Here is a 23,547-nt window from a genome sequence, read left to right on the forward strand (position 1 = left end):
CACCCCACGGCTCCACCGCCAAGCAAAGCCGAGTGCGAACACCATCAATACTCTGCCGCGATCCCCGGTTTCGGTAACCGGGGATCGTCTGCTATGTATTGCCCCGCACGACGAGAGACTGGCCATCGCCTCTTTTGGGCCGCGGTCAGGAGGCCAGTCGGCAGGACCGGAGGGCGCGGCTCACACCATCGGTGACGAGCATCAGCAGCCCGTCGCCGGCGAGGCAGTCGAGGTTGCGGGCGACAATCGCACTCGGAGGCGCCAACAGCTCGGCCGCGCAGACACAGAGACACAACGCCGTTGAAAGAGCCCCGTAGCCCTCTGTCTCCTGGGTAGCTCACGCGTTCACGGCAACCGAGCACCAGGACGACGGGAGCAGTGAAGCGAGCGGATCGGATCGCGGGATTCGACAGATGGACCTCCTTGGGCGGGCCTCGGCTGCGAGACCGAGTAGCGCAGGCTGCGGGCTGCCGTGGCGGCTGACCGGTCGGCCGATCGACCTAGTAGCCCGCGCCCCTTCGCTGACCTGGTGTTTTCCGGGACGTTGTACGTTGACATGGTCCCGGAGGAGGTTCCAGTCCCTTGGGGCTCTTTCTCGTCTGCCGTGGGCGAATGCCCTGGTGCCGACCCGAGCAAGACGCCCGCCTTACCCTGTCCCACCCGGGCGGGAGGAGTGTGCCGGCACCCCCGTCACGGAGCCGCTGCGCGACCTCGCCGGTGCCCCGGCCGCGCCAGCCCAGCGCGGCCGTCGGCCCCGGTGACCACGCGCCAGTGAGCCCGTGGTCGGGGCCGGGTGCGGGTGACCACCGGACGGAGTCCGGTCTCCAGACCCAGGGCTTGGAGGACCGGGAAGGTTATTCAAAACGCTTTGGATCATGGGAAGTTCGGGATCATCGTGCCGATTCGATCAGGCTGCGCAGTCGGGCGGACTCCCTGGTCGAGCGGCTTGCGGCCCGAGCAGGACCTTGGGGATCATGAGCCCGCCTGCGACCTGCAGAAACAGTTCTGAATAACCTTCCGGGCTGTCGACGGCGCCGGAGGCGATGCGCCGGACGATCCGGTGCCGCGAGAGGCGGAGACCGAGGCCGACACGCGGCATGGGGTGAGAGTGGAAGAACGTGAGAAAGGACACGGGAGACCACCTCCGTGAGGGGAGCACGGTGCGGCCGGGCAACAGTGCGAACTGGCCGGAAAATCACGGGCGGAAGGAGTGCGGCGGGGGGGCGGAGCAGCTACCACATACCGCAGGTTGACGGGGACATCCGGATGCGAGGCCGAAGGCAGCCCGGACTGCTGCAACTGCGCTGCATACCTCTCACCTCATCTCCGTCGCGGGGCACGTGATGCGAACCCGTAAAGACGTCCCACCGGACGAGGCATCCGATGTTTCCCTGATGCTTCCTCAACTTTCCTCTCAGCGTAGGCTTCCAACTGCGTTGCGGCATGTGCCGAGACTGGCAATGGATTCGTCCTTGACGCCGACTCTGCCCTCACGATGGTGTCGATACCGGGCAATGGCGTACCAGCGACTTCGACGACCGCATCGAAAACTGTGCGCTGCGTCGCACTGCCGAGGGCGTCGGCGGCACCCGGCGCAGCGCCTGAATCTCGCGAAGTTCGGCCGTTCCCCGTCCCAGGCCCTCGAACCCGTCAGCAGGCTGTCGAGCGATGATGCCGAGCAGGCGTTTGCTCGGCATCCGCATGGATGTCACGAGCGCCGGCCGAGAAGTTCTCCGCCACGACAGGGCGAACGGGCACACCCGCTTCGCCTCCGGAGGTTTCCGGATGTACGGGCTACTCGTGGCGGGCAACGCCCGGGGAGTGCCGGGCAATGTTCAAGCGCTCCGCATGCCAGCCGTTTTCGTCTTCCACGGGCACGTAAGTCACCCGCAATCCCTCGACGACGAAGCTGCCGTCCTCGATGGCCTGGCGGTCCACCCTCACTTCAAGGCCGTCGTCCCCGTCGATGTACCCGACGCCCCGGGCCTGGTTGTACCACCGGACCACGCCACTGACCCTGTCAGCCATATGTTCGCCTTCCAAAGCTGGTGCATGTGGGCACTGTTGACTATCGCATCAGGTCATTCCCGTCCAACGTGGCGCGCACCCTGGGTGAGTGCATCAACTCGGCTACAGTCGCCGATGCCCAGCAGCCGTACCCCGGCGAACACCCCCCTTCGACACGCTGACGCCCTGGCCGGGCACCATGCGTTCAACGACCCCGCCGACGCCGCGGGGGTCACCTGCCGCCGAGAAGGCCGCCTTCCTCCAGGTCGAGGTCGTACTGCAGCTGCCGCCGGGTGATGCCGCTGATCTGGTGCTCGTCGTGCAGCGCCGCGAGGCCCGCCGGGCTTACCCCGGCTGTCCCGTTTCGGCGCAGCTCGCGCAGCATGAGCCGTGCCGGAAGCGTCAGTTCACGCCCTTCCCGCTGTGATCCGTGCGGTCCTGGCCGGCTGGCGGGAGAACGGCGCCCTGCAACTCTGCCGCCCTCCCCTGTGCGCCGGAGGACCCGGCGTGCTGGTGACGTACTGGCTTCTTGGGCCCGCCGCACCAACGGAGGGGCGCTTTGATCATGAATGCGATGGCGCTGACGGAGTCCCTGATGACATCGCGGTGCTGATGGCTCGTGACCCGCTCACTCACGTGATCGCGTATCTCCGCGACGAAGTCGCCGATCATGACAAGGCCGGTGGCAGCCATGATCTCCCTTCCGGTGACCGCGTCGAAGTCCCAGCGCGCATGGACACCCACCTCCACCACCACGACGACAGCGATCAGGGCGATCCAGACGCCGATCTTTTCCAGGACCCCCACCAGATTGACGTTCTCCAGCCGCGCCGCCACCCCGATACTGCCCAAGATGATCAGCCCTGCCGCAAGTGCCAGGACTTTCCACTCCAGGCGGAAGAAGTCCATCCCCAGGATCAGCAGCACGAGCACCCAGGCGGTGCACTGGACCAGAGCACGTTCGCGGATACGCGTTGTGGCTGGCTCCCCCGACAGCGCCATGAACCATCCCTCCCCCGTCCGAACAAAGGCGGACACGCCTTCAGCGTAGGCAGCGTCTCCCCCACAACGGCGCTCAGCGAAGCGTTAAAGCTCACGACTGTCGGAAGCGCTACTGCAAGGCGTGCGCCCCGGCGCACGGGGAACGCGCCGGCCAGCATCCCACCTCATGGCGTGTCGGGCCAAAGGCGTGTTCCCCGTCCAACAGCTACTTCCGGGCTCCAGCCATGACTTGAGATGGTGGCTCTCTGTGCTGCGGGTCGTGGGGGTGGCCTTCCGGATGGCCACCCCCACGTAAGAGACAGGCAAACCCGGGAGGAAGCGTGCCGGACTTGGCGCTGCCACTCGGGCGTGGTCCGCTAGCCCGCCCGGTGCTGCCCCGTCTCCGGACGCGGTGAACGCGGATCGGGAACCGGGGAAGCCGTACCGTTCCCCTCCGGGCGGCCAGCCCGGTCGAAGAAGCGGAGCATTTCCACCGGGAACGGCATGACCAGGGTCGAGTTCTTCTCCGCTGCGACCTCCACCACCGTCTGTAGCAGCCGCAGTTGGAGCGCGGATGGGTTGTCCTCCATCGCCCGCGCTGCTTCGGCCAGCTTCTGGGAGGCCTGCAGTTCGCCATCGGCGGTGATGATCCGGGCACGCCGCTCGCGATCGGCCTCGGCCTGACGGGCCATCGACCGCTTCATGGACTCCGGCAGTGCCACGTCCTTGATCTCCACTCGGTCGATGTGAACGCCCCAGCCGGTCGACGGGGTCTCCAGCATCAACTCCAGCCCCTCGTGGAGCGATTCACGACCCGACAGCAGGTCGTCGAGCTCGCTCTTGCCGATGACCGAGCGCAGCGACGTCTGGGCCACCTGCAGCATCGCGAAGGTGTAGTCCTGCACATGCACGGTCGCCAGGATCGGATCGACGACCCGGAAGTAGAGCACCGCGTCCACCCGCACCGAGACGTTGTCCCGTGTGATGCCCTCCTGGGACGGCACGGGCATCGTGACGACCTGCATGTTGACCTTGGTCATCCGGTCGAGAAACGGCACCAGCAACCGCGGCCCCGGCTCCTTCGGCGCCGGCCTGACCCTCCCGAACCGGTAGACAACACCACGTTCGTACTGCTTGACCACACGCAGGCTGCTCTTCAACAACACCAACGCGGCAACAACGACCACCACCACAGCGGCGGCAGCATTCATGTACGTGTCTCCCTCGCTCACAACAGACTGACGGCAGCGACCTGTTGTACCACCATGGCTGTCCTGTGTGAGTCGGCGCCTACCTCCTGGCCGCCGCAGCACTGCGTCCCGCGGAACGCCTGCGTGCCCGGACCGGCACGATAGGCCGTACCGACCGGGCACCTCGTGGCGTCGGCCGCCAGTTCCAGCACTCCGATAATGACGAGTTCGGTCGTGCCGATGGCGCACACCCCCGAAGCTCAGGGTGACCAGGGCGAACGGGCGGCAGTATGCCACGCTCGGAGCAGAGGTCTCGTCATGTCCGCCTCCTCTCGTTTCCCGGAGCACCGGGGGCCGTCAGCTGGCCGTGGATTCCCACAGGTCCAGTTGCGCCCACTGTCCGGTCACCAGCCCATTGCTGACCTTGACGATACGAATGGCATCGAACGCGATCCGACGTCCGGTCGCCGGCACCCCGAGGAATGGTCCGACGTGCGTGGCCTCGACGCAGAAGCGGACGGTGACGGCATCCTGTCCCTCGATGACGTTTCCCTCGCGCATCTCCATGCGGTCCCACGGGCGGACCATGTTCGTGACGTAGTGCGAGACGGCGCCGTCGAAATCGGTCAGCCAGTCGGTCAGCCCCAGGCACTTCTCATTCCAGTGCTCACGGTCGACGTACCGCGCTGCCCCTTGGAAGTCACCAGCCAGCAGGCAGGCGTTCCACTCGCGGTAGACGTCCAGGGGCGCAACGGGCTGCCCGGAACGTACAGAGCTCTTCATCGGTCCTCCTCAGTCGGCTGTTTGCCGCCAGATGCTTCCGTTCTGGATCACGAGCGTCCCCGTAGCCTCTCTCCGCTGCCCGCCCACGCTCATGACGGCCCGGTACAGACCCGATCCACCGAGTCCTACAAAGCCCTCGGCCCCCTCCTCGAATCCATCACCGCCAAGGCCCCCGACGGAACGCCGTGCTGCACCCGCATCGGCCCCGGCGCCGCCGGACACTTCGTCAAAATGGTGCACAACTCAGCACTGGTCAGCGTTTCCGCAGCTCAGAGGCCTCGTGGAAGGCGCCTGGTCAGCAATTGGTCAGCATCGCACCGGGAGGCCACCCGCTGGCAGCAGGACGACGAACTCACGGCTGCCTGAGCCCGCGCTCTTCCTCACCACCGACAGCGATCCGCCCGATCCCTATCTCCCCGACTTCACCGTCACCACCAGTGATCAGAGACAGTCTGGACGAGCAGGCCCGACGGGCAAGAAGCCCGAGAGCACCCTGACCAACACCCGGAAATCCTGCTTCGGCACGCGCACAGCCGTGGGTGACCACCTTGCTCAGGACGGTGTTCAAGCGGCCTGACACCGATGCCGTCCACACCCGGATGTCCCATACTCTGGACGCGCTGGAAGCCAAGTTCCCCAAGGCGGCACAAGATCACCGAGCGGCCGTCGATACACCATGTCACCGGACGCGACGAGCGGCGCGCGCCTGTTGTCCGGAGACGCTGTTGTTGGACTGCTGTGCCGGAGGCATCGGCCTGCCTGGAAGCCGCCGTTCGCGTACCGGACCGGACAACTCGATGAACTTCTCTCCCAGCTGCTGCTGTCTGCATTCCCGTTGGAGTGAATCTGGACTATGCCCCGGGTGTGGGGACATAGGCTGTATTCCAGCGAACCGGAGAGCCTGATCAGCAGCTGGTGGTGGGCAACGTATGCGCCGGGCCTGCCTCGAGTCGCACTGGCGCCGGGAGGTACTACGGACGAATCTGTGGCTGGTGCCCGTGGTGGAAGTCGTCCTCGCGAGCGGCATGTTCCTGGGAACCTGTGCCGTGGACTGGTCGGCGTACCGGGGTCTGCTGGTGTTGCCGTGGTGGGTCATCGACGGGTCCGCCGATGCCGCGCGGCAGGTTCTCGCAGTGATGGCGGGTTCTTTGATCACGGTTGTCGGCGTGGTGTTCTCTGTGGTGATCGTGACGCTGACTCTGGCATCCACCCAGTTCGGGCCGCGGATGTTACGCACTTTCATCCGCGACCGTACGACGCAGCTGACGCTGGGAACGTTTGTTGCCACGTTCGTCTATGCGGTCCTCACCCTGATCGCCGTCAGCCCTGGCCCACAGGGCGACTTCGTGCCACACCTGTCGATCACCGTCTGCATGGTCCTCGTGCTGGCCGACCTGGCGCTGCTGATCTACTTCATCCACCACACCGCCACCTCCATCCAGCTCCCGAATGTGATTGCAGGTATCGCCGCCGAGTTGTCGGAGGCGATCGAAGTCGGCGAGGCAGGGCCTGGGCAGGCGAACAGGACGGAGCGCGGGCCGTGTGCCGCGGAACTGCACGCCCGGCTGGACGAGTCGGGGGGTGCGGTACCGGCGCCGGGCAGCGGCTATCTGCAGTTCGTCCGGCACCGCACGCTGGTGCGTATCGCCGCTGGGCTCAACGCGGTGATCCGCCTTGATCACTGTCCCGGGCAATTCCTGCTGCGAGGCCACCGGCTGGCCACCGTCTGGCCGGCCAGTGCTGCGCCCGAGGTGGCCAGCAGCCTTGCGCGGGTGCACATCACCGGTCCGTCCCGGACCCTCGCCCAGGACATCGCCTTTGCGGTGGACCAACTCGTCGAAATCGCCCTCCGGGCACTGTCGCCCGCCGTCAACGACACCTTCACTGCGCTGACGTGCATCGACTGGCTGGGGGACGGGCTGTGCCGGGCCGCGGCCCAGTGGCAGCCGAACCCGGAGCACCGGGACGAGGCAGGCTGCATCCGGGTGCTGACGGCCCCGGTGGGGTACCAACAGCTGGTCGAGCGCGCATTCGAGAAGATCCGGCAGGCAGGCCGGGGCATGCCTGCCGTGCTGGCCCGGCAACTCGATGCCCTCGCCGGGATCATGACGGAAACCACGACGTCCGAACAGCGCCAGGTGCTACTGGCCCAGGCACAGATGATTCACCGAGCGAGTGCCGAGTCGGTACCGGAGCGGGCCGACCACGAGCATGTGCACCGCTGCTACCTCGCCGTACTGGAAGCCCATGCACGCCTCGACAGCACATCTCTACCCCGCCCCCCAAGCCGCGCGTGAGCTGCGCACTCTGCTGCACTTCCCTCGGCGACTGTCGGCCGGTCAGGGCACACGTCGGCTCTTGAGCCGGTCCGACCAGTGCCGGACTCTTGCGACCGTCTGGTGGATGGTGTTGACGGAGGCCCGTATCCCGTCGTTGTGCTGGTGTCTCGTGACCTGCTCGCTGATGTGGTCACGGGCTTCGGCGATCAGGTCCCCGATCATGACCAGGACAGTTGCCGTCGTGATCTGTCTGCTGGTCACGACGTCGAGGTCCCAGTGTGCATGCACGCCCAGCTCCACGACAAGAACAATGACGATCAAGCCGAACCAAATGCGCTCCACCCGTCCGCAGTACGGGGGGTGCGAGCCTGCGGGCCTCGTCACGGGCTCGGCGCCGCGCCGGGGGTTTCGGACTGTGTGCGGGAGGCGTCGTCCTCCCTGAACCGGTGGGACCACTGCTTGCCGTCGAGCGCGCGCAGGACCGGGATGTTGCGGATCTCCAGGGCGAGCAGCACCAGAGTCGTGCCCGCGACGGCCAGCGTCGTCCGCCCCTGGCCGGCCGTGGCGCCGATGCCTGCCGCCGCGAAGATTGCCGCTGCGGTGGTGATGCCGTGCACTACCTTGCCGGAGGCCATGGTTTGACGGAACGTCAGTCCGCCGCCGATGAAGCCGATGCCCGTCACGACCCCGGCCAGCGCGTTGGGCGCGTGGTTCAGCGCCAGGATCGCCACCAGGGCGGATCCGACCCCGATGAGGGAGAACGTGCGGTCCCCTGCAGTGGATCCGCGCAGGCTCCGTTCGAAGCCGAGCGCGTACGTGAGGAGGAATGCCAGCAGGAGATGGCCCAGGGCGGGGAGGTCTTGAGGCATGATCCATTGAACCGTGCCCGGCATACTCCGCGGTGTACCGGTGCCAGGGGCGTGTCAAGGAGAGGCCCGGTTCGTCAGGGTCCCGCCATGTCCCCGCCCTGCGGGACTACCGTCGACGGGCTCCAGCCCGATTTCCGTATCCGACTACCCCTTCCGACAGGCTCAAGCATCCCGCACAGCAGAAGGAAACGAGGTCCCGGTGAGCACTGAGAACATCGTCGGGCTGGCGGTCGCGGCCGGCCTGGTGGGCTACCTGATTCTGGCGTGGATCTTTCCGGACTCGTTCTGATGAGCCCCCGCCCCACCGGATCCGGCGCTCGACCGTTCCTCCGGCTGCTCGACCTGTGGCAGCTGTGGCCGACCCTGACCGCCCCGGTGCGCAGGCTCGATCCGCTCACCCTGATGCGCAATCCCTGATGCGCCGCCTGGCCGGATGGACGCCGGGAGTGCCGACAGGTGCCGGGCGACGGTGATGTCGTCGCAGGGGCCGCCAGCGTCGACTACCCAGCGATCATGGGAGAGTCAGCCCCGGTGATCAAGGCCGCGGCCATGCTCATCGGGCGGTACCTCCCCATGGCGTTCGCACTCGCCCTCTCCGGACGCCTGGCCCGGCAGCGGCCCGGCACCGTCACCGCCGGAACGCTGCTCGCCCATGGCATCAACCTCATCGCGCTGGCCGCCGGGGCGGCTCTCGTCCTCGCCCTGCTCAACTTCTTCCCAGCGCTGTCGCTCGGGCCACTCGCACAGGGGCTGCAGCGGCAGAAGGATCAGGGCTCCAAGTACCAATCGGCCTCCAGGTGCCGACGACCGTCGGCACCGGTAACCACCTGCCAGTGGGCTCGGGGACGGGATCGGGTGCGGTCCGCCTCTGCGCGGGGACCGGTCTCAAACCCCAAGGCCTGCAGGACGGGGGTGCTGACGGCGCCAGCGGCAATGCGCCGGACGATCCGGTGCCGTGAGGGCCGCGTGCCGAAGCCGAGGTGCGGCATGACGCGGTGGGAGTGGAAGAAGGCGAGGAGGGACACGGAAGACCACCTCTGTAAGGAGAGCACGGCGCGGCTGGACAAGCGGGGAGAGCCGGCCGGGCAGGGAAGGAGATCGGACTGCGGCGCGCAGGGGACAGAGCGGCTACCAAATACCGCAGATCGACGCGGACATACGAATGCGACGCCGAAGACCACTCAGGCTGTTGCAACTACGCTGCATGTCACTCACCCCGTCTCTGGCCGTAACGGTGGTTCACAGGCTGCACTGTGCCGGCTTCCACTGGCCGCGACTTGTGAAGGAGCGACCACCTCGGCCCCACGCCACCAGTGCCCCGAGCCGGAGCAGATCCGGGTGGGGACCGGCTCAAGCCTCATCGATCCTCACGGATTGGGACCACTGCAGACAGTCCGTGGGGCGCTCAAGGCTGTCACAACCACCCCACGTTTGTTGTGGGGCACATGGCACGAGCCTGTGAAGAGGTCCCACCGAACAACGCACCTGGTGTTTCCCGGGTGTTTCCTCAACTTCTCCCGCAGCGTAGCCCTTCTTCTGCGTGACGGCATGTGCCGGGACGGGCAATTGATTCGTCCTTGACGCCGCCCCCGTACGAGCAATGGCCTCCGTCCCGTCGGACAACGTTGTTCCAGGCGCAACAGGACACTCCGCCGGCCGACCAGCAGCCAGCTGCCGGTGCGCTCACAACGCCCTGTGCCGCACGCAGCAGCGCCTGAACAGTCGTGGAGTTCACCTGCGGCCCGTCCCGGGTCTCAAGTCCAGTGTTCACGCTGATGTGTTCACCGGAGTGCGGGATCAGCACCAGCCAGGACCCACCTTGCGGTTCGGTGAACCATGCCGGTCGCACCCGCCACTCGGCCGGGGCACCCCGCGCACGGCACCAACCCCCTTTGAATGCTGCGGAGTTGGCGAACGCACCGGGGGTACTGTGGCTGCCACGCCTGCTGCGATGGGCATCAATGGCATGACGGTTCAATGCAGAACACGCTGCTGACGTGCAGCAGCCGGAATAGCCGGTCCAGGCAGGGCGGAACATTATGCAAGCGCAGTTCCGCGCCTCTCTCCTTTGCCGCGCGAGCACCATCGAGCAGTGCGCCAAGTCCTGAGCAGTCAGAGAATGTGAGTTCCGCCAAGTCCACCACTACAACGCAGTGATCGGACACCGCGGCCCGCAGTGTGTCGCGGAGGGCTTGGGAGGTAGCCACATCGAGCTCCCCCGTTACGATCAACCGGAATCCGTCCGGGCCGTTGTAACAGAACACGGTGCATATCATGGCCTGTTGTGCGCCTGTGAGGGGCGCTGTCCCGGGAAAAGTGCCTCCTGAGGACTCATGGCCTCACGGGAGGTGCCGAACTGCGCGCAGGCGAACATCTCCCGAGAGGCCCTCCGCCATCGCGGGGCGAACGGGCATGCCTGCTCGCTCCCCAGAGACTGCCGGACCTGCGAGTCACTCGTGGTCGGCATCTCCCGGAGACTGCCTGTCAATGGTCAGGTGCTCCGCATGCCAGCCGCTTTCGTCCTCCACGGGCACGTACGTCACCCTCAAGCCTTCGACGACAAAGCTCCCGTCTTTGATGGACTGGCGCCCCACCCGCACCTCACGGCCGTCGTCCCCGTCAATGTATCCGACACCTTGGATCCGGTTGTACCACTGGATCAGGCCGCTAGCCCTATCGGCCATATGTTCCCCCTTCAAAGCTGGCGTCTCGGTGCACGGTTGAGTCATTCCCACCAGACGTGGCCTGCACCCCAGGCGAATGCATCAGCTGCCTGAACCCCCCAATCTCCGGTGGGCTTGAAGCCTACTGCCGGTCAGCTCGCCGGCGAGCCAAGGTCAGGCGGCGGCCCGGATACCCGCGAGGTTCTCACGGGTGCCGATGGCCGTCCTCGTGCTGCTACATGGCGTCATCCTCCCCACCGGCACCAGAGCTCCACAGCCGACTCAGGCGAACCTGCTGGTCTCTCGCGGTCGCGTGTGCTGCGGCGGTAGCGTCCGATCCGGCCGTCGTTCACCTGCCGGGGGCCGCAGATTGACATGGCTGGATCGCAAATGCTGGCTCAGTGCCGTTCGTTCGAGAGATCAACGGTGAGGTCGAGGCAGTGGAGCGGCGGGCCGAGAGGGTCGGAGTCGTGAGGAAAGAGGAAGCCGCCCACCCAGTTGACACCGATGAGTGTGGCGTCACGGTGTTCCCCCATCCACATGCCGGCGGAGTGGAGGATGTCGGCCTCTTCGGACCCGGTGAACGTCACAACCTGGATGCTGGTCTCGCGTGGGCAGACCCCGACGGGACCGTGATACGTCCGCGCGTGGATGTGTCTGCGGTCGGTCCGGGCCGTCCTGTGGGCGTCCTCGCTCATGCGTATGTCCTTGCGCCGAGTGCCTGGCGGGTTCGTTCCATCGGTTCAGGTTGGTGCTTCAACCGGCCCGGGGTGTGTTGGGCGCCTTGCTCTCCTGCCGAGTGCGGTCTCCGGCCGACAGGGACCTGCCGGTCAGCCCTTGGGCTCGAACCGTTCGAGAAGGCGTTCTCGCTGGTGGCTGCCCAGGCCACGCAGGCGGCGGCTGTCGGCGATCTCCAATTCGTCGAGGGCCTTGCGGGCCCGCGCCTGGCCGGTGCCGGGCAGCGATGCGAGCAGGATGCGGACCGGCATCTTGCGGATGGCATCACGGTCGCTGGCCAGTACCTCGCGCAGCGACAGCGTGCCATGCTTGAGGGCCTCCTTCGCCTCGGCCCGCTCCTTGCGCGCGGCGACGGCCTTCTCCAGTGCGGCCAGGCGCTGCTCGAGGCTGAGCGGGGGCACAGCCATGAGGGACTCCTCTCATCGTGCGTAACCCAACGGGCCTGCCGGTCTCCTTCAGGCCCGATGCTCGGGCCAGCTCTCGCGCAAGGTCACGACAATGGCACCCGCCGTGCATACCTGACTTGGGCCAGTGGCTACGGATTCGATACCCGCAGACACACGTCTTTACCACCGCTACTCCGCGGTCTTATCGGCGCCTTTACGGAGCCGCTCATCCTGCTCGTACAAGGTGGTTACCGCCGGATACGAAATGGCAATGCTCCGGAAGCACAGATATTTTCTCCGTGCCGCTTGGACCCATGCATGACCCTCGGCACACGCCCAGCTGATGGTGATCCGTGCGAACTCCGTGCAAACTCGACCGGGGCAGAGCCGACGCCCTCGTAGTGCAGCGAAGATCCAGCCGACGGAGCACTCACAGCAGCGGGCGGGACTCCGGCGGTGTAGCGGTTGCACGTCAGTCGCGAACAGGCTCGAAAACTTTGCCTGGACTTGTGCGTCTTGACCAGCGATCACGTTTGACCCTCGCGAAACTTGCTCAGTCTCAACGTACCCCATGCTCGCCGGATACCGGTGGCTGTCCTGTGGGTGCGGGTCCCATTCCAGGGAGGGAGGGAGCTGGTGGATGGGACGGCAGCCGAGCCAACAAGAAGACCGATACTCCACAGGGCCTATTCCGTGGCAGCCACATCCGACTCCGGGCGGTCAGTTACTGGCTGCTGCTGGCACCGCCTGACACGAAGTGCGTCAAAGTGATGTGAAACGCGCTGGTGAAGCGATGCCGGTGAAAAGCTCAACCCGGCAGCAATCCCTCCGCAGGCCACGGCTACCACTCTGAGGCCCTGCTGCTCCCCGACGGCCCGGGTGGCTGCCTATGGTTCACACCCACTTGTTCGTCCACGCGCAGAGGAGGCACACCATGACCCTGATACCTGGCCGTGGCAGCATCCGCCGGGTGCTCGAGGCCCGGGCACATCCGATGCGGCACCTCGATCTCATGCTGGAGGCCTTCTGGGATGCCGGGTACGACCGGAAAACCTACCGCAGCGCGTACGACCTGCCAGAAACCCACGTGGCGCTGGCCCAATTGATCTACCGCATGCGCAAGAACGGAGACCTCGTTCTGCTTCCCGCCACCAAGTGGCGCCGGCTCCTGGGCGACGCCTTCCAGCCCCAGCGCATCTCCCACGGCCACCCCGGCAGCTGCTGGTACGCCACGGCGACGCAGTACGCACGCTGGCGACGCGCCGCCGCGGGGCAGCAAACACGAATTGCGGCAATCGCAGCCCGGCTGATGGCCGCCGGCCTGCCACCCCGCCTGCACGTCACCGAGCAGTCGCCGGTCGGCTGCCGCCTCGACTGGTCCGCAGGGCTCCTTGGCGCTCTCGCCGAGACGGACAGCGTCTCACACGATAGGCCTCGGAGCAGGGTGCATGTCCGGGCCGAGTTGCTGGCCAACGCCCCAGCCGATCTCGCTTTTCTGCTCTCCCTTCTTGTGCAGGGCGAGCATTCCCCGCCCAGGCATCACGAGCTGTGGCGACCCGTCCGGACCACAGGTTCCTGACCCCCGTGCCCTCACATGCCCTGCAGCGGCCCCTCCGCGGCGGCGGAGGGAAGCGCAGCCGGCCAGCTTCGACGACGCGGTCGAGGGCGGTTGCCTGAGCTGTATGCGCGCGTTCCGCTCGAGTCCCTCCGAACGTGCTGATGATCTTTCGGCAAGCGTGACCGGGACACCCGCCGGTGTCCCGGTCACGCGGCCTCATTTGACGAAGTCCTCGACGACGCGCGGAGGCCAGACACCCACCTTGAGCACACCCAAGGAGTAGGCGCGGGAGACCAGGGCAGCCCGGTTGCGGACCCTGAGCTTACGCATCAGGCAGGTGACGTGGTACTCGACGCCGTGCCGGCTCAGGTACAGCCGTGACGCCAGGGGGACGCTGGGGAGTCCGGCGGCAATGCCCTCCAGGATGCGTGCGTCCATCTCGGTCAGGATCTTCTTGCGCCGGATGACGACCCTGGGGTCTTCCGAGGCGTGCTCGGGGCTCAGCATGACCAGGATCGCTGAGACGCCGGGCAGTCCGTTTCTGACAGCAACTGCGGTCAGAGGGACGGTGAATGCCGTGTCCTCCGGACCCACAGCTATCACGTCGGTGGCGAACCGGTCACGTCTGCCTTCGAGAAGGCCCGAGAGCTGGCGCAGCAGCGGCAGTTGGACGCTGGGATGGACCAGCTCACTGAAGGAACGGCCGCAGAGACGAACAGAGGGGCCGCCGAACCTCCGCTGGAACTCCTTGTTGGCATGCTGGATCGTCAACTTCCGGTCCAGGCAGGCCATGTTCAGGTCGGCCCGGTGGAGCAGCACGTAGACCTCCGTCGGCCCGGGGAGGCCGGCCGGGAGTCCCGGTGCGACCGCGGGCGCGGAGGCCGGCGGTGCGGGAAGAGCGGAAATTGCCAAGGAACTCATTTCCCCTCGGGACACCGGATGATCCGGAAGGATATCCGGGGGTTCTTCTAGGGTTTTCCTGGAGGTCGGTTCGAAGGCTTGCACCGGAACGACTCCGACATGAATGCTAGGGACGCCTCCGGAGGCCGGTCAACGCGGCGTCCCAGGTTCCGCGTCAATTTCGTGGGATGCCGCGCCAGGTTCGGAGGGGCCGTCTTCGGCTTCGGTGGATCGGTACGGTGAGCTCGGTCAGGCCGCAGTTCGGGCTGGATTCACAGGAGCTCGCCGCCGTGGGACGGCGCGGACCGAACCGACCACCGAAACGCGATGCCGGACGGACCGAACCACGGCCCGCCCGGCGAAGGAACAACGGTTCTGCGGTCAGTACCGGTTCTCGGCCCGCGCCCCGTTCAGGACGGAAACGAGCTGCGACCTTCCGCATATTCCGAGCTTTCGATAGGAATTGGTGAGGTGCTTTTCCACCGCTCGTGAGCTCACTCCGAGTTCGCGGGCGATTTCTTGGTTGGTACGGCCGCCTCCGGCCAGGCCTGCCACTTTGCGTTCCGTGCGGGTCAGCAGCGCACCCGGAGCGGTACCTGCGTCGGCGGCTCCGGGTGCCGTCGGCCCGGCCCGCCACGGTGCCCCGCAGATCCATGCGAGTGTCTCGGCCTCGCGCAGTGCGGCCTCCGCCTCATCACCCTCCCCCGGCCTGCAGCCCAACGCATGGAGGGCGCGGGCGAGTTCGAGCTGGTTGGCGGAGTCCCGCAGGACGGTGACGGCCTCGCGCAGCGTTTCCGTTCCCGTGCTGCCGAGCAGTCGGCCCTTGAGGCGAAGGGCGCGGCCGACTGCGACCGGCGCACCCCACGCGGTGGCGCGGGCGTGTTCCTCCTCGGCAAGGGCAAGCGCCGATCGCTCGTCGCCGAGGCGCTGAAGGAGGCTGATGGCCCAGGGGCGCCAGGGGAACAGGACCGTGTTGTGCCAGCCTGCCGCCTCCAGTCGCCTGCCGCAGGTCAGTGTGGTCTCGAGGGCTTCGCTCCAGTGGCCGCGCTGCGCCTGTGCGGCACTCTGCAGGAGGAGGAGCAAGGCCGAGGGCATCAGGTGCATGTGCCCATGCCGGCCGACGTGGGTCAGGATGCGGTCACTGAGGGCGAGGTCGCGTGCTTCGAGGGCGACTGCGGCCAGCGTGGTGGTGCAGAAATCGCCTGCTTCCAGCCAGTTGGCCTCCGCCAGGTCGAAGGCGCGCTCCGCGGCGTAACGTGCGGGTGCCAGGTGTCCCCGGGCCAGGGACACCAGGGCGTGCTGGGCGTGCACGACTGCTTCGGCGATGCCGCCGGTCCCCCGCCGGGCCTGTTCCTCGGCGGCGAGCCAGGAGCCCAGCGGCCGCAGCGAGTCCGCTCCCACGAGACTCATTACCACCAGAGGCAGGACCGGGGACAGCCGGGCCGACGTGGCCGGTTCGCGGTCGAGGATACGGTGTGCCTGTCGGGCGATGCCGACGGCCGGCAGCGCGGCACCGAGTGTCGCGGTGTGCAGCAGCACGGCGAGCAGTTCACGTTCTGCGCTGGAGTCCGCCGGAGGTTCGTCCCCGTGGGCACGCAGGCGCTCGACCGCCGAGGTGACTTCGGCCGAGTCCGCCCGGCCGGTGTGCCGCAGGCGTGCCTCCAGCCGCAGGGCCACTTCGCGGACCGAGCCGGTGAGCTGACAGGGAGAGCCGAGGTCGTCGGCCGCCTGGCGCAGGATGTCGACGGCCGTGGGAGTGAGGTGTGCATGGAACTCCGGTGAGATCCGAAGGGCTGCGGAGGCCCTGTCCCTGGCTGTGTGCAGCAGGGGGATGGCCTGTGCAATGTGCCGTTCGCAGGCGGAGGCGTCGAAGGCACGCTCTGCGGCAGCCAGGCAGAGCAGCAGGCGGGCCCGGTCCTCGCCCTGTTCGGGGCTGTCCAGCAGCGCGCGCCTCAAGTATCGAGCAGCCGTGTCGGGAGCGCCCCTGCGCAGTGCGGTGTCGGCTGCTGCGCACAGCACACTCACGGACCAGGTGTGGCCGGAGACGGGCACGGCCATGAGCTGTGCGGCAACCTGTTCGGCCGGATATCCGCTGCTGTACAGGAGATTCGCGGCGGATTCGCGCCAGCGTTGCCGTTCTGCAGCGGTGAAGGAGTACTCGACCGCGTCCTGCACGACGCGGTGGACGAAGCGCGGCCGGTGCTCCCCTGCCAGCAGCCCCAGTTGGTGGAGGACCCGCAGTGCTCCGGTGAAGCCGACGGTGTCCAGGTCTGCCAGCCGGGCGGCGAGCGCGGGCTCGCCCTGTTCGCCGAGGGTGGCGATGGCCGCCGCGAGGTCGCGTACCAGTTGTGGCTGGGTGCGCAGGGAGGCGGCGAGGCGTTCCCGCAGCTGCGACGGGCGCAGGGATCGGGCCGTGTCCGCCTGCTCCGCCGTGGGCCGGTGACCGCCGACCGCCATCCCGACCAGGACCGACATCAGGAACACGGGGTTGCCGGCGGAGGTTTCGTGGCAGGCGACAGCAAATTCCTCGTCGCCGGCTTCACCGAACTGCCGACTGATGACTTCCTTGGTGGCTGACAGGGACAGGAGTCCGGGCCGCAGCACATGTGTCGAGGCTTCCACCACTTCGCGCACCAGGAGGTTCTGGGCCCGCGGGTCGCCGTCGCGCAGGGTACAGACGAGCACGGCGCGCAGGCCGTGGAGCCGCTTGGCAAGGTAGGCGAGCCAGCGCAGGGAGGAGGCATCCACCCAGTGCAAGTCGTCCACGAGAATCAGCACGGGGGCGGCGGCGCCGGTCCGGGCCACGAGGGACCACAGGTCGTGCAGGACCGTGTCCGAGGCCGGGACGTCCTGGTCCTCGCCGGTGACGGCGAGGTCGTCGGTGAGGACCGGGCCCGCGGAACCTGCGTCGCGCAGCCACTGGTTGCGCGCGTGGTCCGGCATCCGCACCAGCAGCGGGTCGAAGAGTTGGCGCACCACTCCGAAGGCGAAGTCCTGTTCCATCGGTGCCGCGTGGGCCTGGAGGACGGACACGTCGTCCGTGACGCAGGAGGCCAGTTCGTACAGCAGTGCCGACCGTCCGATGCCCAGAGGGCCGGTGAGCAGGACCACCGAGGACTTGCCTTCCCTGGCGGCGTACAGCGACTCCCGCAGCAGCGCCAATTCGAAGCCACGCTCGATCAGCATTCGTTCAGCGTCCTTCCATCGCACGCACCAACGCACTCAGTTCCTGACGCCCAGTAATACGAAGCTGCCGGTACGCTCGACTCAGCCGGAGCTCGACCGTCCGCTGTGACACGGCCAGGATGCCGGCGATCTGCCGGTTGCTGTGTCCGTGGCCGGCGAGTACGGCGGTGTGCCGTTCGGTCTGAGACAGCGTGCTCCACTCCGTGGCCGGTCCCGTCCGCGGCACCGTTTCGAGTTCTTCGGCAAGCCGTCGCGCCCGCAGGGCCATCGGGCTCGCGGGGTGGGCAGCAGTGAGCCTCGTCAGCTCCGCCAGTGCTTGGGCGGCCGCCTGCCGGTCACCACCCGGTTGCTCGAGTTCGGCGGCCACCAGGTCGGCCAGCGCACGCGTGTAGACCGGCCCCTGGGGTCCTCGGCGCAGCACGCCTACCGCCTCGCGGATCATCGTCAACCGGTTCTCACCGGCCAGCCGGGCAGCAGTCAGCCCGGCGCGGCCGAGGGCCTCGGCCGCGCCCCAGCGCCGGGCGAGCGACAGTTCCTCCTGGCTCAGGCGCTCGGCTTCCTCGTACTCTCCGGCCGCGTGGCAGATCTCCGCGGCGAGCGACCTCCAGGGTCTGAGTGCCGGATTGAGCTGACGGCAGCTCATCAACCGGCGACCGCACTCACGCAGAAGCTCTTCCGCCGGGGCCGGCCGCCCGTCGGCCATGGCGACCAGTGCCCGGGCGAAGAGCAGGTGGGGCCAGTGGACGTGCTCTTCCGCCCCGGGAGGCATCCGGGCGTCGGCGAGCGACCTCGCCCTGTCGGGGCAACCGCACTCCAAGTCGACCATGATGCGCACCGCCCTGACGTATGCCACGGTGATGGGGTGCCGGCCAGCCGTCAGCAGCGCGCGGCCGGCGTCTGCGATGTCGCTCTCGGCGGCACCCAGTCGGCCGCGCAGGAGGTGCAGTTCGGCGCGCACGGCCAGCGCGTGCGGGACGCCGATGGCCAGGTGCCCGCAGCGGAGTTCGGCGAGCAGGGCGTTGAGGCCGGCCTCGGCCTCGTCGTGGTCCCCGGTCAGGCACAGGGCCTTGCAGGCGGCCAGACGTGGCAGGGCCAACGCGCTCCGGGCCCCGCCGGGGGCCAAGGCCCTGCGGGCGAGCTGCCGGACGGTGTACAGGTCGTCGCACTGAAGGGCGAGCTGCCAGGCCCGTACCCCGGCCTGCCCCGGGGACAGGGGGCAGGCCGGCAGTCCGGGGACCTCGGGCACGATCAGATCACCATCGTCGCGCCGGGCCTGGTCGACGGTCCAGAACAGGGCGATGAGGTCGTCGCGTTCGCTGCCCCGGGCGTCCGGCACGGCTTCGGCGACGGCCCGGCGCACCCGGTCGGCGTCGCCGTAGGTGAAGCCGAGTTCGAAAGCCCGCAGGCGCAGTCCCGCCGGGTCGCCGGACGGGTTGTAGACAATCTCGTCGAGGCGCCGTCCGCCCGCCTCGGGGACGGCGACCAACTCGACCGTGGCCAGCTCGAGGTTCAGCTGTGCACGCAGCACCTGCTCCAGCGGCTCCTCCAGCGCGCGAGTGAGAAAGGCCGCTGCGTCGCGGTGCATTCCCTGCCGTATCGCGGTGGCGAAGCTGCGGCACAGCACCGGCACGGCCCAGGGGGTTCCGGCCGGCCGGGCGTGCAGCAGGAGTCGGGCAACGTCCCTGTCCTCAGCGGCGATTCGGTGGGCGAGCTCTGCAGCGCGGACGTAGAGACCGGAACGTTCGCCTGCGGTCATGCCCTCCAGGATCCGGTCCCGGGCCCCAGGTTCCATGTGCAGTCCCGTCCCGGTGGCGGAGACGATCCCCGTCGCCTCGAGCCGGGCCCGCAGTCCGGATTCGCCCAGGGTGCGCAGACCGGCGAGCATGCAGACGAGCGGGAGATCCAGTATGCCCTCGCTGACGGCGAGCGCCCGCACGACCGCAAGCACCTCGCCGTCCAGGCCGTCGAGCGCACGTCTGACATAGTCGCCCGTGACCGCGGAGCTGAGGGCCTCCAGCTGCGGCAGGTGGTGTGCCACCGGCTGGTGTCCACTGCGGGCGAATTGCCCCAACGCGTCGTACAACACCCGGGGATTGCCCGCTGACAGGCGTGCAGCCCCTGTGACGAAGGGCTCCTCTCCTGCCCTTCCGCAGGCCGATTCCACTGCGGTCGCGACATCGGCCGGGACCAGGGCCGGGAGAACCAGTTCACGGGTCACCCCCGGCCCTGGGAAGGAGGCCGCGACTGCAGACCAGTCCGGCCCGTCTGCCATGCCGGTGCCGTTGCTGCTCACCAGGAGAGCCGCAGGGACGCCCGCCAGGCGCCGGACGAGCGTGTGCAGCCAGGCCAGCGACTCGGCGTCGAGCCACTGGGCGTCCTCGAGGGCCAGCAGTGTCGGCCGCTCGCGCAGAACAGGCAGGAACTCGGCAACGCCCGGTGGCCGGTACGACTGCTCATCGCAGACCGTTCCGCCCAGCGGTGCGAGCAACTGGGTAAGGGCGCCGTACCGCAGCCCCCGCTCACTCGGGGTCGCCCGTGCGTGCAGCACGCGCAGTCCCTCCTGCCCGGCGCGTTCCACAGCCCAGCGCACCAGGGCATCCTGTCCGAAGTCCGGTTTGCCGCGCACGATGACCATCGCGGGGCGACCGCTGCCCAGTTCGGCCAGGACCGAGGCCAGGACTGCGCGTTCGCGGTGCCGGTGCAGCAGGACGGGTGTGGTGTGCGGTGCCCAGGGCACGCCGGGCCAGGCGGGTGTCCCTCCTCGAGACGGGTGCATGGTCCCACCAGGATCTTCGGTTCGCAGTTCGGTCTCTTCGCTTCCCCGGAGCCGGAATCAGGGAATTCGCACCGGCGTACGTCCACCGGTGGTGCCGGAGCTTTGCAGCACCGGGGCCAGCGCGGTGCGCCGGTCCACACCCAACTTGCAGTAAATGCTGGTCAGGTGTGTCTCCACCGTACGAACGGTGACCGCCAGCGACTCCGCGATCTCGCGGTTGCTGGCTCCTGCCGAAGCCAGGCCCGCAACCGTCCGTTCGGTGCCGGTCAGGTCGTCGGCCCGGGAGGCGGTGATCTCCTGCATGCGTCCGCCTGCGGCGATCAGGTGCCGTCTGGCTGCTCTGGCGACTGCGAGGGCACCGCAGCGCCGGGCTGTGCCGGCTGCTGAGCGCAGGTGTCCCCGTGCGCCACGGTGGTCGCCCAGCCCCAGCAGGGCTCGCCCGAGGGCCAGTTCGGCCCTGGCAGAGTCGACCCGGGCCGGTGATACGGCCAGCCGCGCGACGGCCTCGGTGAGCTGCTCGGCGCCGGGCCGCCCGGGAGTGATCACGCCGCAGGCCAGCCCGGCGAGCCCGAGGGCACGGGCGGTGCCCCACAGTCGTGCCCGTTCACCGGCGTTGGCGGCGATATCCCGGGCCTCGCCGGAACGGTTCATGGCAGCGAGGAGGTGACAGGCGTCGACCCACCACGGCACCAGCACCGGGTTCGCCACTCCCGCTTCGTCCTCGGCCCTGCTGCATGCGAGCAGCAGCCGCAGTGCGGTGTCGTCGTCTCCGGCGGCCCAGCGGGCCCTCGCCCGGATCATCAGATACAGAGGGTGTTCCGGGGAACGGCCGTCCGGTGCCGGCAGATGCATGCGGACGAGCAGCCGCTCGGCCTGCTCGTGGTCACCGTGATCGATCAGGCCGGCCGCCAGGATCAGGTAGGGAAGGGGTACGCGGGCGCGCCACCCCGCCCCGGCGACGACACGGACCGCGGCCCCGGCCTCGGACATTGCATCGGGAATGGCGCCTGTGCTGTACAGCACGGCGGCCCGGACGGCCAACGCCTGGGCACGGGTCCATGCGGCCCCGCCACTGGCGGTGTTCCGGAGAACGGTGTCCAGGGCGGTGAGCGCCTCGTCGGTCTCGTCGGCCAGGCCGAGTGCGATCGCCGAGGTGACCAGGGGCCAGCCGCTCGGTGCGGGGTGGGCGGCTGCCGTGACCCTGCGGGCGTGCTCGACGGCCTGGTGCGCCGGTCGGCCGTCCAAGGCAGCCAGTGTTGCGGACAGCGCCTCGCGGTGACAGTGCAGCAACTGCGGCGTCCGGTCACCCCGTTCGCGTGCCGCAGCCGTAGCGGTCGTTCTGCAGGCGTCCTCGGCCATACGCCGTGTGGACCGTACAAGTTCGTGCAGTTCACCGTCGGCACGGCCGTCTGTACCGGGGCCCGGTGCGCCGGGCAGGGATCGGGTGCTGTCCGCCAGTGCCGAGACGGCGAGCCCCGGGCGGCGGAGGACGATACAGGTCATCGCGTACTGCACCGCGAAGCGGGCCCTGACGCGGTCGTCGGCGGCTTCGGCGTTGCCCTGCCTCAGCAGGTCCAGCGCCTGCATCGGGTCGGTCTCGGTCAGCGACGCAGCCAGTTGCAGCCGTACGTGTGCGTTCTCCGGTTCCGCCTCCAGCACCCGGTGGAGGCAGCGGGCCACTGTCTCGGTGGCGCCGCGGTCCTCGGCCGCTGTGGCTGCGTCCCGCAGGAGCCGGGTCATCCACGGCAGGGGTGGTCCGGGCACGAGCAGCAAATGGCGGGCGATCTCCTCGGCCGGGCGGCCGGCGTCGCTGAGCAGCTGGGCGGCCCTTGTACGCAGCGCGGCGAGCCTGTCTGTGCCGAGGGGCTCGAGCACCGCGCAGCGGAAGGCCTCGTGGACCAGCTCGCTTCTGCCGGGGGCCATTTGTTCGGCCCGGCGCAGCACGGCCAGGGCGTCTTCGACCAGTGCGAGCGGTACATCGGCCAGGGCGGCGAGGTGCAGCGGCGAGTCCGTGCCGAGCACGGCGGCTGCGGCTGCGGCCTCGCGGACGGGCTTGGGCTGACGCTCTATCAATTCGCCCACGCATTGCCTGATCAGGCGCCGTCCGGTGGTGGACACACGTGGTGCGTTCACCGCGTTCGGAGGTGTGCCTTCGCTGTGCAGCTCGCGCAGGAGCCGGGTGGCCGTGCGGGGGTTGCCACCGGAGAAGTGGGCCACTTGTGCGGCGAACGGGGCGGCAACGGGTGCGCCGAACGCGATCCGCGCCAGTCCGGCGACCTCGGCCGGGGTCAGAGGGTCCAGGCGGACCGTCGACACCGGGGGCTGCATGATGACGTCCGCGGTCCGGGGGCGAGCCTCCGGGCACTGTGCGAGGACCACCAGCAGGGGCAGCCGGCCGGCCCGCCGGAGCAGGAAGTCCAGCCACTGCAGGGAGGGCGCATCGGCGTGGTGGGCGTCGTCCAGCACCAGGGCGAGAGGACGGTCCGCCGTCAGGTTCACGGCGAGACGGTACAGGCCGTTGAGTATGGAGTAGGCGGAGCCGGCGACGAAGTGCCGGAGGGCGGGCAGTGCGTGGCGGGCGGCTCCGTCGAGCAGCGGGTGGTCGGGGACTGCGGCGTCTGTGAGACCCAGCGTGCCGAACAGCGCCCGTGTGCCCGCGTAGCGCTCATCGCGTGCGGATTCGCTGCACGTACCCCGCAGTACGGTCATCCCTCTGCAGGGTCTGCCAGCGAGGAACGCCGTGAGGAGGTGGGTCTTCCCCATGCCCGAGGCCCCCGTCACGATCACGAGGCCGGGTCGGCCTTCACGTGCGGCTGCGGCATGGGCCTCGAGCGCTGTCAGCTGGCCGGTGCGGCCGACAATGGTGCCTGCGAAGCCGGAAACGCCTGCCTGGTTGAGCACTGATTCCCCCTCGCGCCTGAACCAGAGCCGTCATGCCGGTGGTTCGTCCCGCCCGCGGCCAACGATCGTTACGCGCCACCCAGGCGCTCAATGTCGGCCAGCGTAGCCGACGAACGCGGTCGTCCCTGTATGGGAACCATCAAGAACCCGCCGGTAGGCAGCGTGCAGACGGATCCGGCCACCTTGACGATCACCCGGATGCGCCGACCGCGAATGCGGCAGGGCGCGCTGGGCCCAACTCCCCTGGGCCGTCGGCAGACTACGAATTCATCGGTAGCCACCGTGAGACCAAGTTGCGGTGCAGCGAACACCCTTGCCCGCGACCGGGCA

20 protein-coding genes and 1 pseudogene are annotated in these 23,547 nt (G+C 68.4%); 6 read left to right on the plus strand and 15 right to left on the minus strand.

Features of this window, described 5'->3' with window-relative positions; genetic code table 11:
- Window positions 1-1,794: 1,794 nt before the first annotated feature.
- The 5 genes from ACLHRZ_RS27045 to ACLHRZ_RS27065 all read right to left on the minus strand — a co-directional run bounded on the left by ACLHRZ_RS27045 (window position 1,795) and on the right by ACLHRZ_RS27065 (window position 4,961).
- Window positions 1,795-2,028, minus strand: coding sequence for a cold-shock protein (locus tag ACLHRZ_RS27045; protein ID WP_490421139.1), 234 nt, complete (start codon window positions 2,026-2,028; stop codon window positions 1,795-1,797).
- 211 nt (window positions 2,029-2,239) lie between these two features.
- Entirely contained in the window at window positions 2,240-2,392 is a 153-nt protein-coding gene (locus ACLHRZ_RS27050; protein WP_490421140.1) for a hypothetical protein, read from the minus strand.
- Between the two features lie 17 nt (window positions 2,393-2,409).
- Window positions 2,410-3,045, minus strand: coding sequence for a hypothetical protein (locus ACLHRZ_RS27055; protein ID WP_490421141.1), 636 nt, complete (start codon window positions 3,043-3,045; stop codon window positions 2,410-2,412).
- A gap of 320 nt (window positions 3,046-3,365) precedes the next feature.
- Entirely contained in the window at window positions 3,366-4,199 is an 834-nt protein-coding gene (locus tag ACLHRZ_RS27060; protein ID WP_490421142.1) for a slipin family protein, read from the minus strand.
- A 336-nt stretch (window positions 4,200-4,535) separates the two neighbouring features.
- Complete coding sequence (locus ACLHRZ_RS27065; RefSeq protein WP_490421143.1) at window positions 4,536-4,961, minus strand: ester cyclase; 426 nt, start codon at window positions 4,959-4,961, stop codon at window positions 4,536-4,538.
- A 527-nt stretch (window positions 4,962-5,488) separates the two neighbouring features.
- Here ACLHRZ_RS27065 and ACLHRZ_RS27070 point away from each other — a divergent pair.
- Both ACLHRZ_RS27070 and ACLHRZ_RS27075 read left to right on the plus strand, forming a co-directional pair.
- A pseudogene (locus ACLHRZ_RS27070) lies at window positions 5,489-5,626 on the plus strand (IS256 family transposase); the annotation flags it as partial.
- 264 nt (window positions 5,627-5,890) lie between these two features.
- On the plus strand, window positions 5,891-7,258 hold the full coding sequence (locus ACLHRZ_RS27075) for a DUF2254 domain-containing protein (protein ID WP_490421144.1): 1,368 nt from the start codon (window positions 5,891-5,893) through the stop codon (window positions 7,256-7,258).
- A gap of 42 nt (window positions 7,259-7,300) precedes the next feature.
- Here ACLHRZ_RS27075 and ACLHRZ_RS27080 read toward each other — a convergent pair whose 3' ends face one another.
- Entirely contained in the window at window positions 7,301-7,582 is a 282-nt protein-coding gene (locus ACLHRZ_RS27080; protein WP_490421145.1) for a hypothetical protein, read from the minus strand.
- A 38-nt stretch (window positions 7,583-7,620) separates the two neighbouring features.
- Window positions 7,621-8,109, minus strand: coding sequence for an MgtC/SapB family protein (locus ACLHRZ_RS27085; RefSeq protein WP_490421146.1), 489 nt, complete (start codon window positions 8,107-8,109; stop codon window positions 7,621-7,623).
- Window positions 8,110-8,308: 199 nt separating this feature from the next.
- On the opposite strand from ACLHRZ_RS27085, the gene kdpF reads away from it, so the two are divergent.
- The 3 genes from kdpF (at window position 8,309) to ACLHRZ_RS27100 (ending at window position 9,690) form a co-directional block, all read left to right on the plus strand.
- Window positions 8,309-8,398 (plus strand): K(+)-transporting ATPase subunit F, encoded by a 90-nt coding sequence (gene kdpF, locus ACLHRZ_RS27090; protein WP_490421147.1) that lies wholly within the window; start codon window positions 8,309-8,311, stop codon window positions 8,396-8,398.
- A complete protein-coding gene (locus ACLHRZ_RS27095) occupies window positions 8,398-8,526 on the plus strand; it encodes a hypothetical protein (protein WP_490421148.1) in 129 nt (42 codons plus the stop codon). Before kdpF ends, ACLHRZ_RS27095 begins: the two co-directional genes overlap by 1 nt.
- Window positions 8,527-8,622: 96 nt before the next feature.
- The gene (locus tag ACLHRZ_RS27100) at window positions 8,623-9,690 is read left to right on the plus strand and encodes a potassium-transporting ATPase subunit KdpA (protein WP_490421166.1); all 1,068 of its coding nucleotides are present in this window, start codon (window positions 8,623-8,625) and stop codon (window positions 9,688-9,690) included.
- Between the two features lie 377 nt (window positions 9,691-10,067).
- On the opposite strand, the gene ACLHRZ_RS27105 is transcribed toward ACLHRZ_RS27100, so the two are convergent.
- The 4 genes from ACLHRZ_RS27105 to mihF all read right to left on the minus strand — a co-directional run bounded on the left by ACLHRZ_RS27105 (window position 10,068) and on the right by mihF (window position 11,917).
- The gene (locus ACLHRZ_RS27105; protein ID WP_490421149.1) at window positions 10,068-10,385 is read right to left on the minus strand and encodes an STAS domain-containing protein; all 318 of its coding nucleotides are present in this window, start codon (window positions 10,383-10,385) and stop codon (window positions 10,068-10,070) included.
- A gap of 174 nt (window positions 10,386-10,559) precedes the next feature.
- The gene (locus tag ACLHRZ_RS27110) at window positions 10,560-10,793 is read right to left on the minus strand and encodes a S1 domain-containing protein (protein WP_490421150.1); all 234 of its coding nucleotides are present in this window, start codon (window positions 10,791-10,793) and stop codon (window positions 10,560-10,562) included.
- A gap of 377 nt (window positions 10,794-11,170) precedes the next feature.
- Window positions 11,171-11,470 (minus strand): hypothetical protein, encoded by a 300-nt coding sequence (locus ACLHRZ_RS27115; RefSeq protein WP_490421151.1) that lies wholly within the window; start codon window positions 11,468-11,470, stop codon window positions 11,171-11,173.
- Between the two features lie 132 nt (window positions 11,471-11,602).
- Window positions 11,603-11,917 (minus strand): integration host factor, actinobacterial type, encoded by a 315-nt coding sequence (gene mihF, locus ACLHRZ_RS27120; protein WP_490421152.1) that lies wholly within the window; start codon window positions 11,915-11,917, stop codon window positions 11,603-11,605.
- 913 nt (window positions 11,918-12,830) lie between these two features.
- Here mihF and ACLHRZ_RS27125 point away from each other — a divergent pair.
- Window positions 12,831-13,475: a hypothetical protein gene (locus ACLHRZ_RS27125; RefSeq protein WP_490421153.1), complete on the plus strand. Its 645-nt coding sequence runs from the start codon at window positions 12,831-12,833 to the stop codon at window positions 13,473-13,475.
- A gap of 195 nt (window positions 13,476-13,670) precedes the next feature.
- On the opposite strand, the gene ACLHRZ_RS27130 is transcribed toward ACLHRZ_RS27125, so the two are convergent.
- The 4 genes from ACLHRZ_RS27130 to ACLHRZ_RS27145 form a co-directional block, all read right to left on the minus strand.
- A complete protein-coding gene (locus ACLHRZ_RS27130; protein WP_490421154.1) occupies window positions 13,671-14,375 on the minus strand; it encodes a helix-turn-helix transcriptional regulator in 705 nt (234 codons plus the stop codon).
- Window positions 14,376-14,735: 360 nt separating this feature from the next.
- Window positions 14,736-17,540 carry an AAA family ATPase gene (locus ACLHRZ_RS27135; protein WP_490421155.1) on the minus strand — a complete coding sequence of 935 codons (2,805 nt, stop codon included), beginning with the start codon at window positions 17,538-17,540 and terminating at the stop codon, window positions 14,736-14,738.
- 4 nt (window positions 17,541-17,544) lie between these two features.
- Entirely contained in the window at window positions 17,545-20,316 is a 2,772-nt protein-coding gene (locus ACLHRZ_RS27140) for a LuxR C-terminal-related transcriptional regulator (protein WP_490421156.1), read from the minus strand.
- Window positions 20,317-20,373: 57 nt separating this feature from the next.
- Complete coding sequence (locus ACLHRZ_RS27145) at window positions 20,374-23,217, minus strand: AAA family ATPase (protein ID WP_490421157.1); 2,844 nt, start codon at window positions 23,215-23,217, stop codon at window positions 20,374-20,376.
- Window positions 23,218-23,547 lie beyond the last annotated feature (330 nt).

Source organism: Streptomyces sp. AM25, from assembly GCF_058146165.1.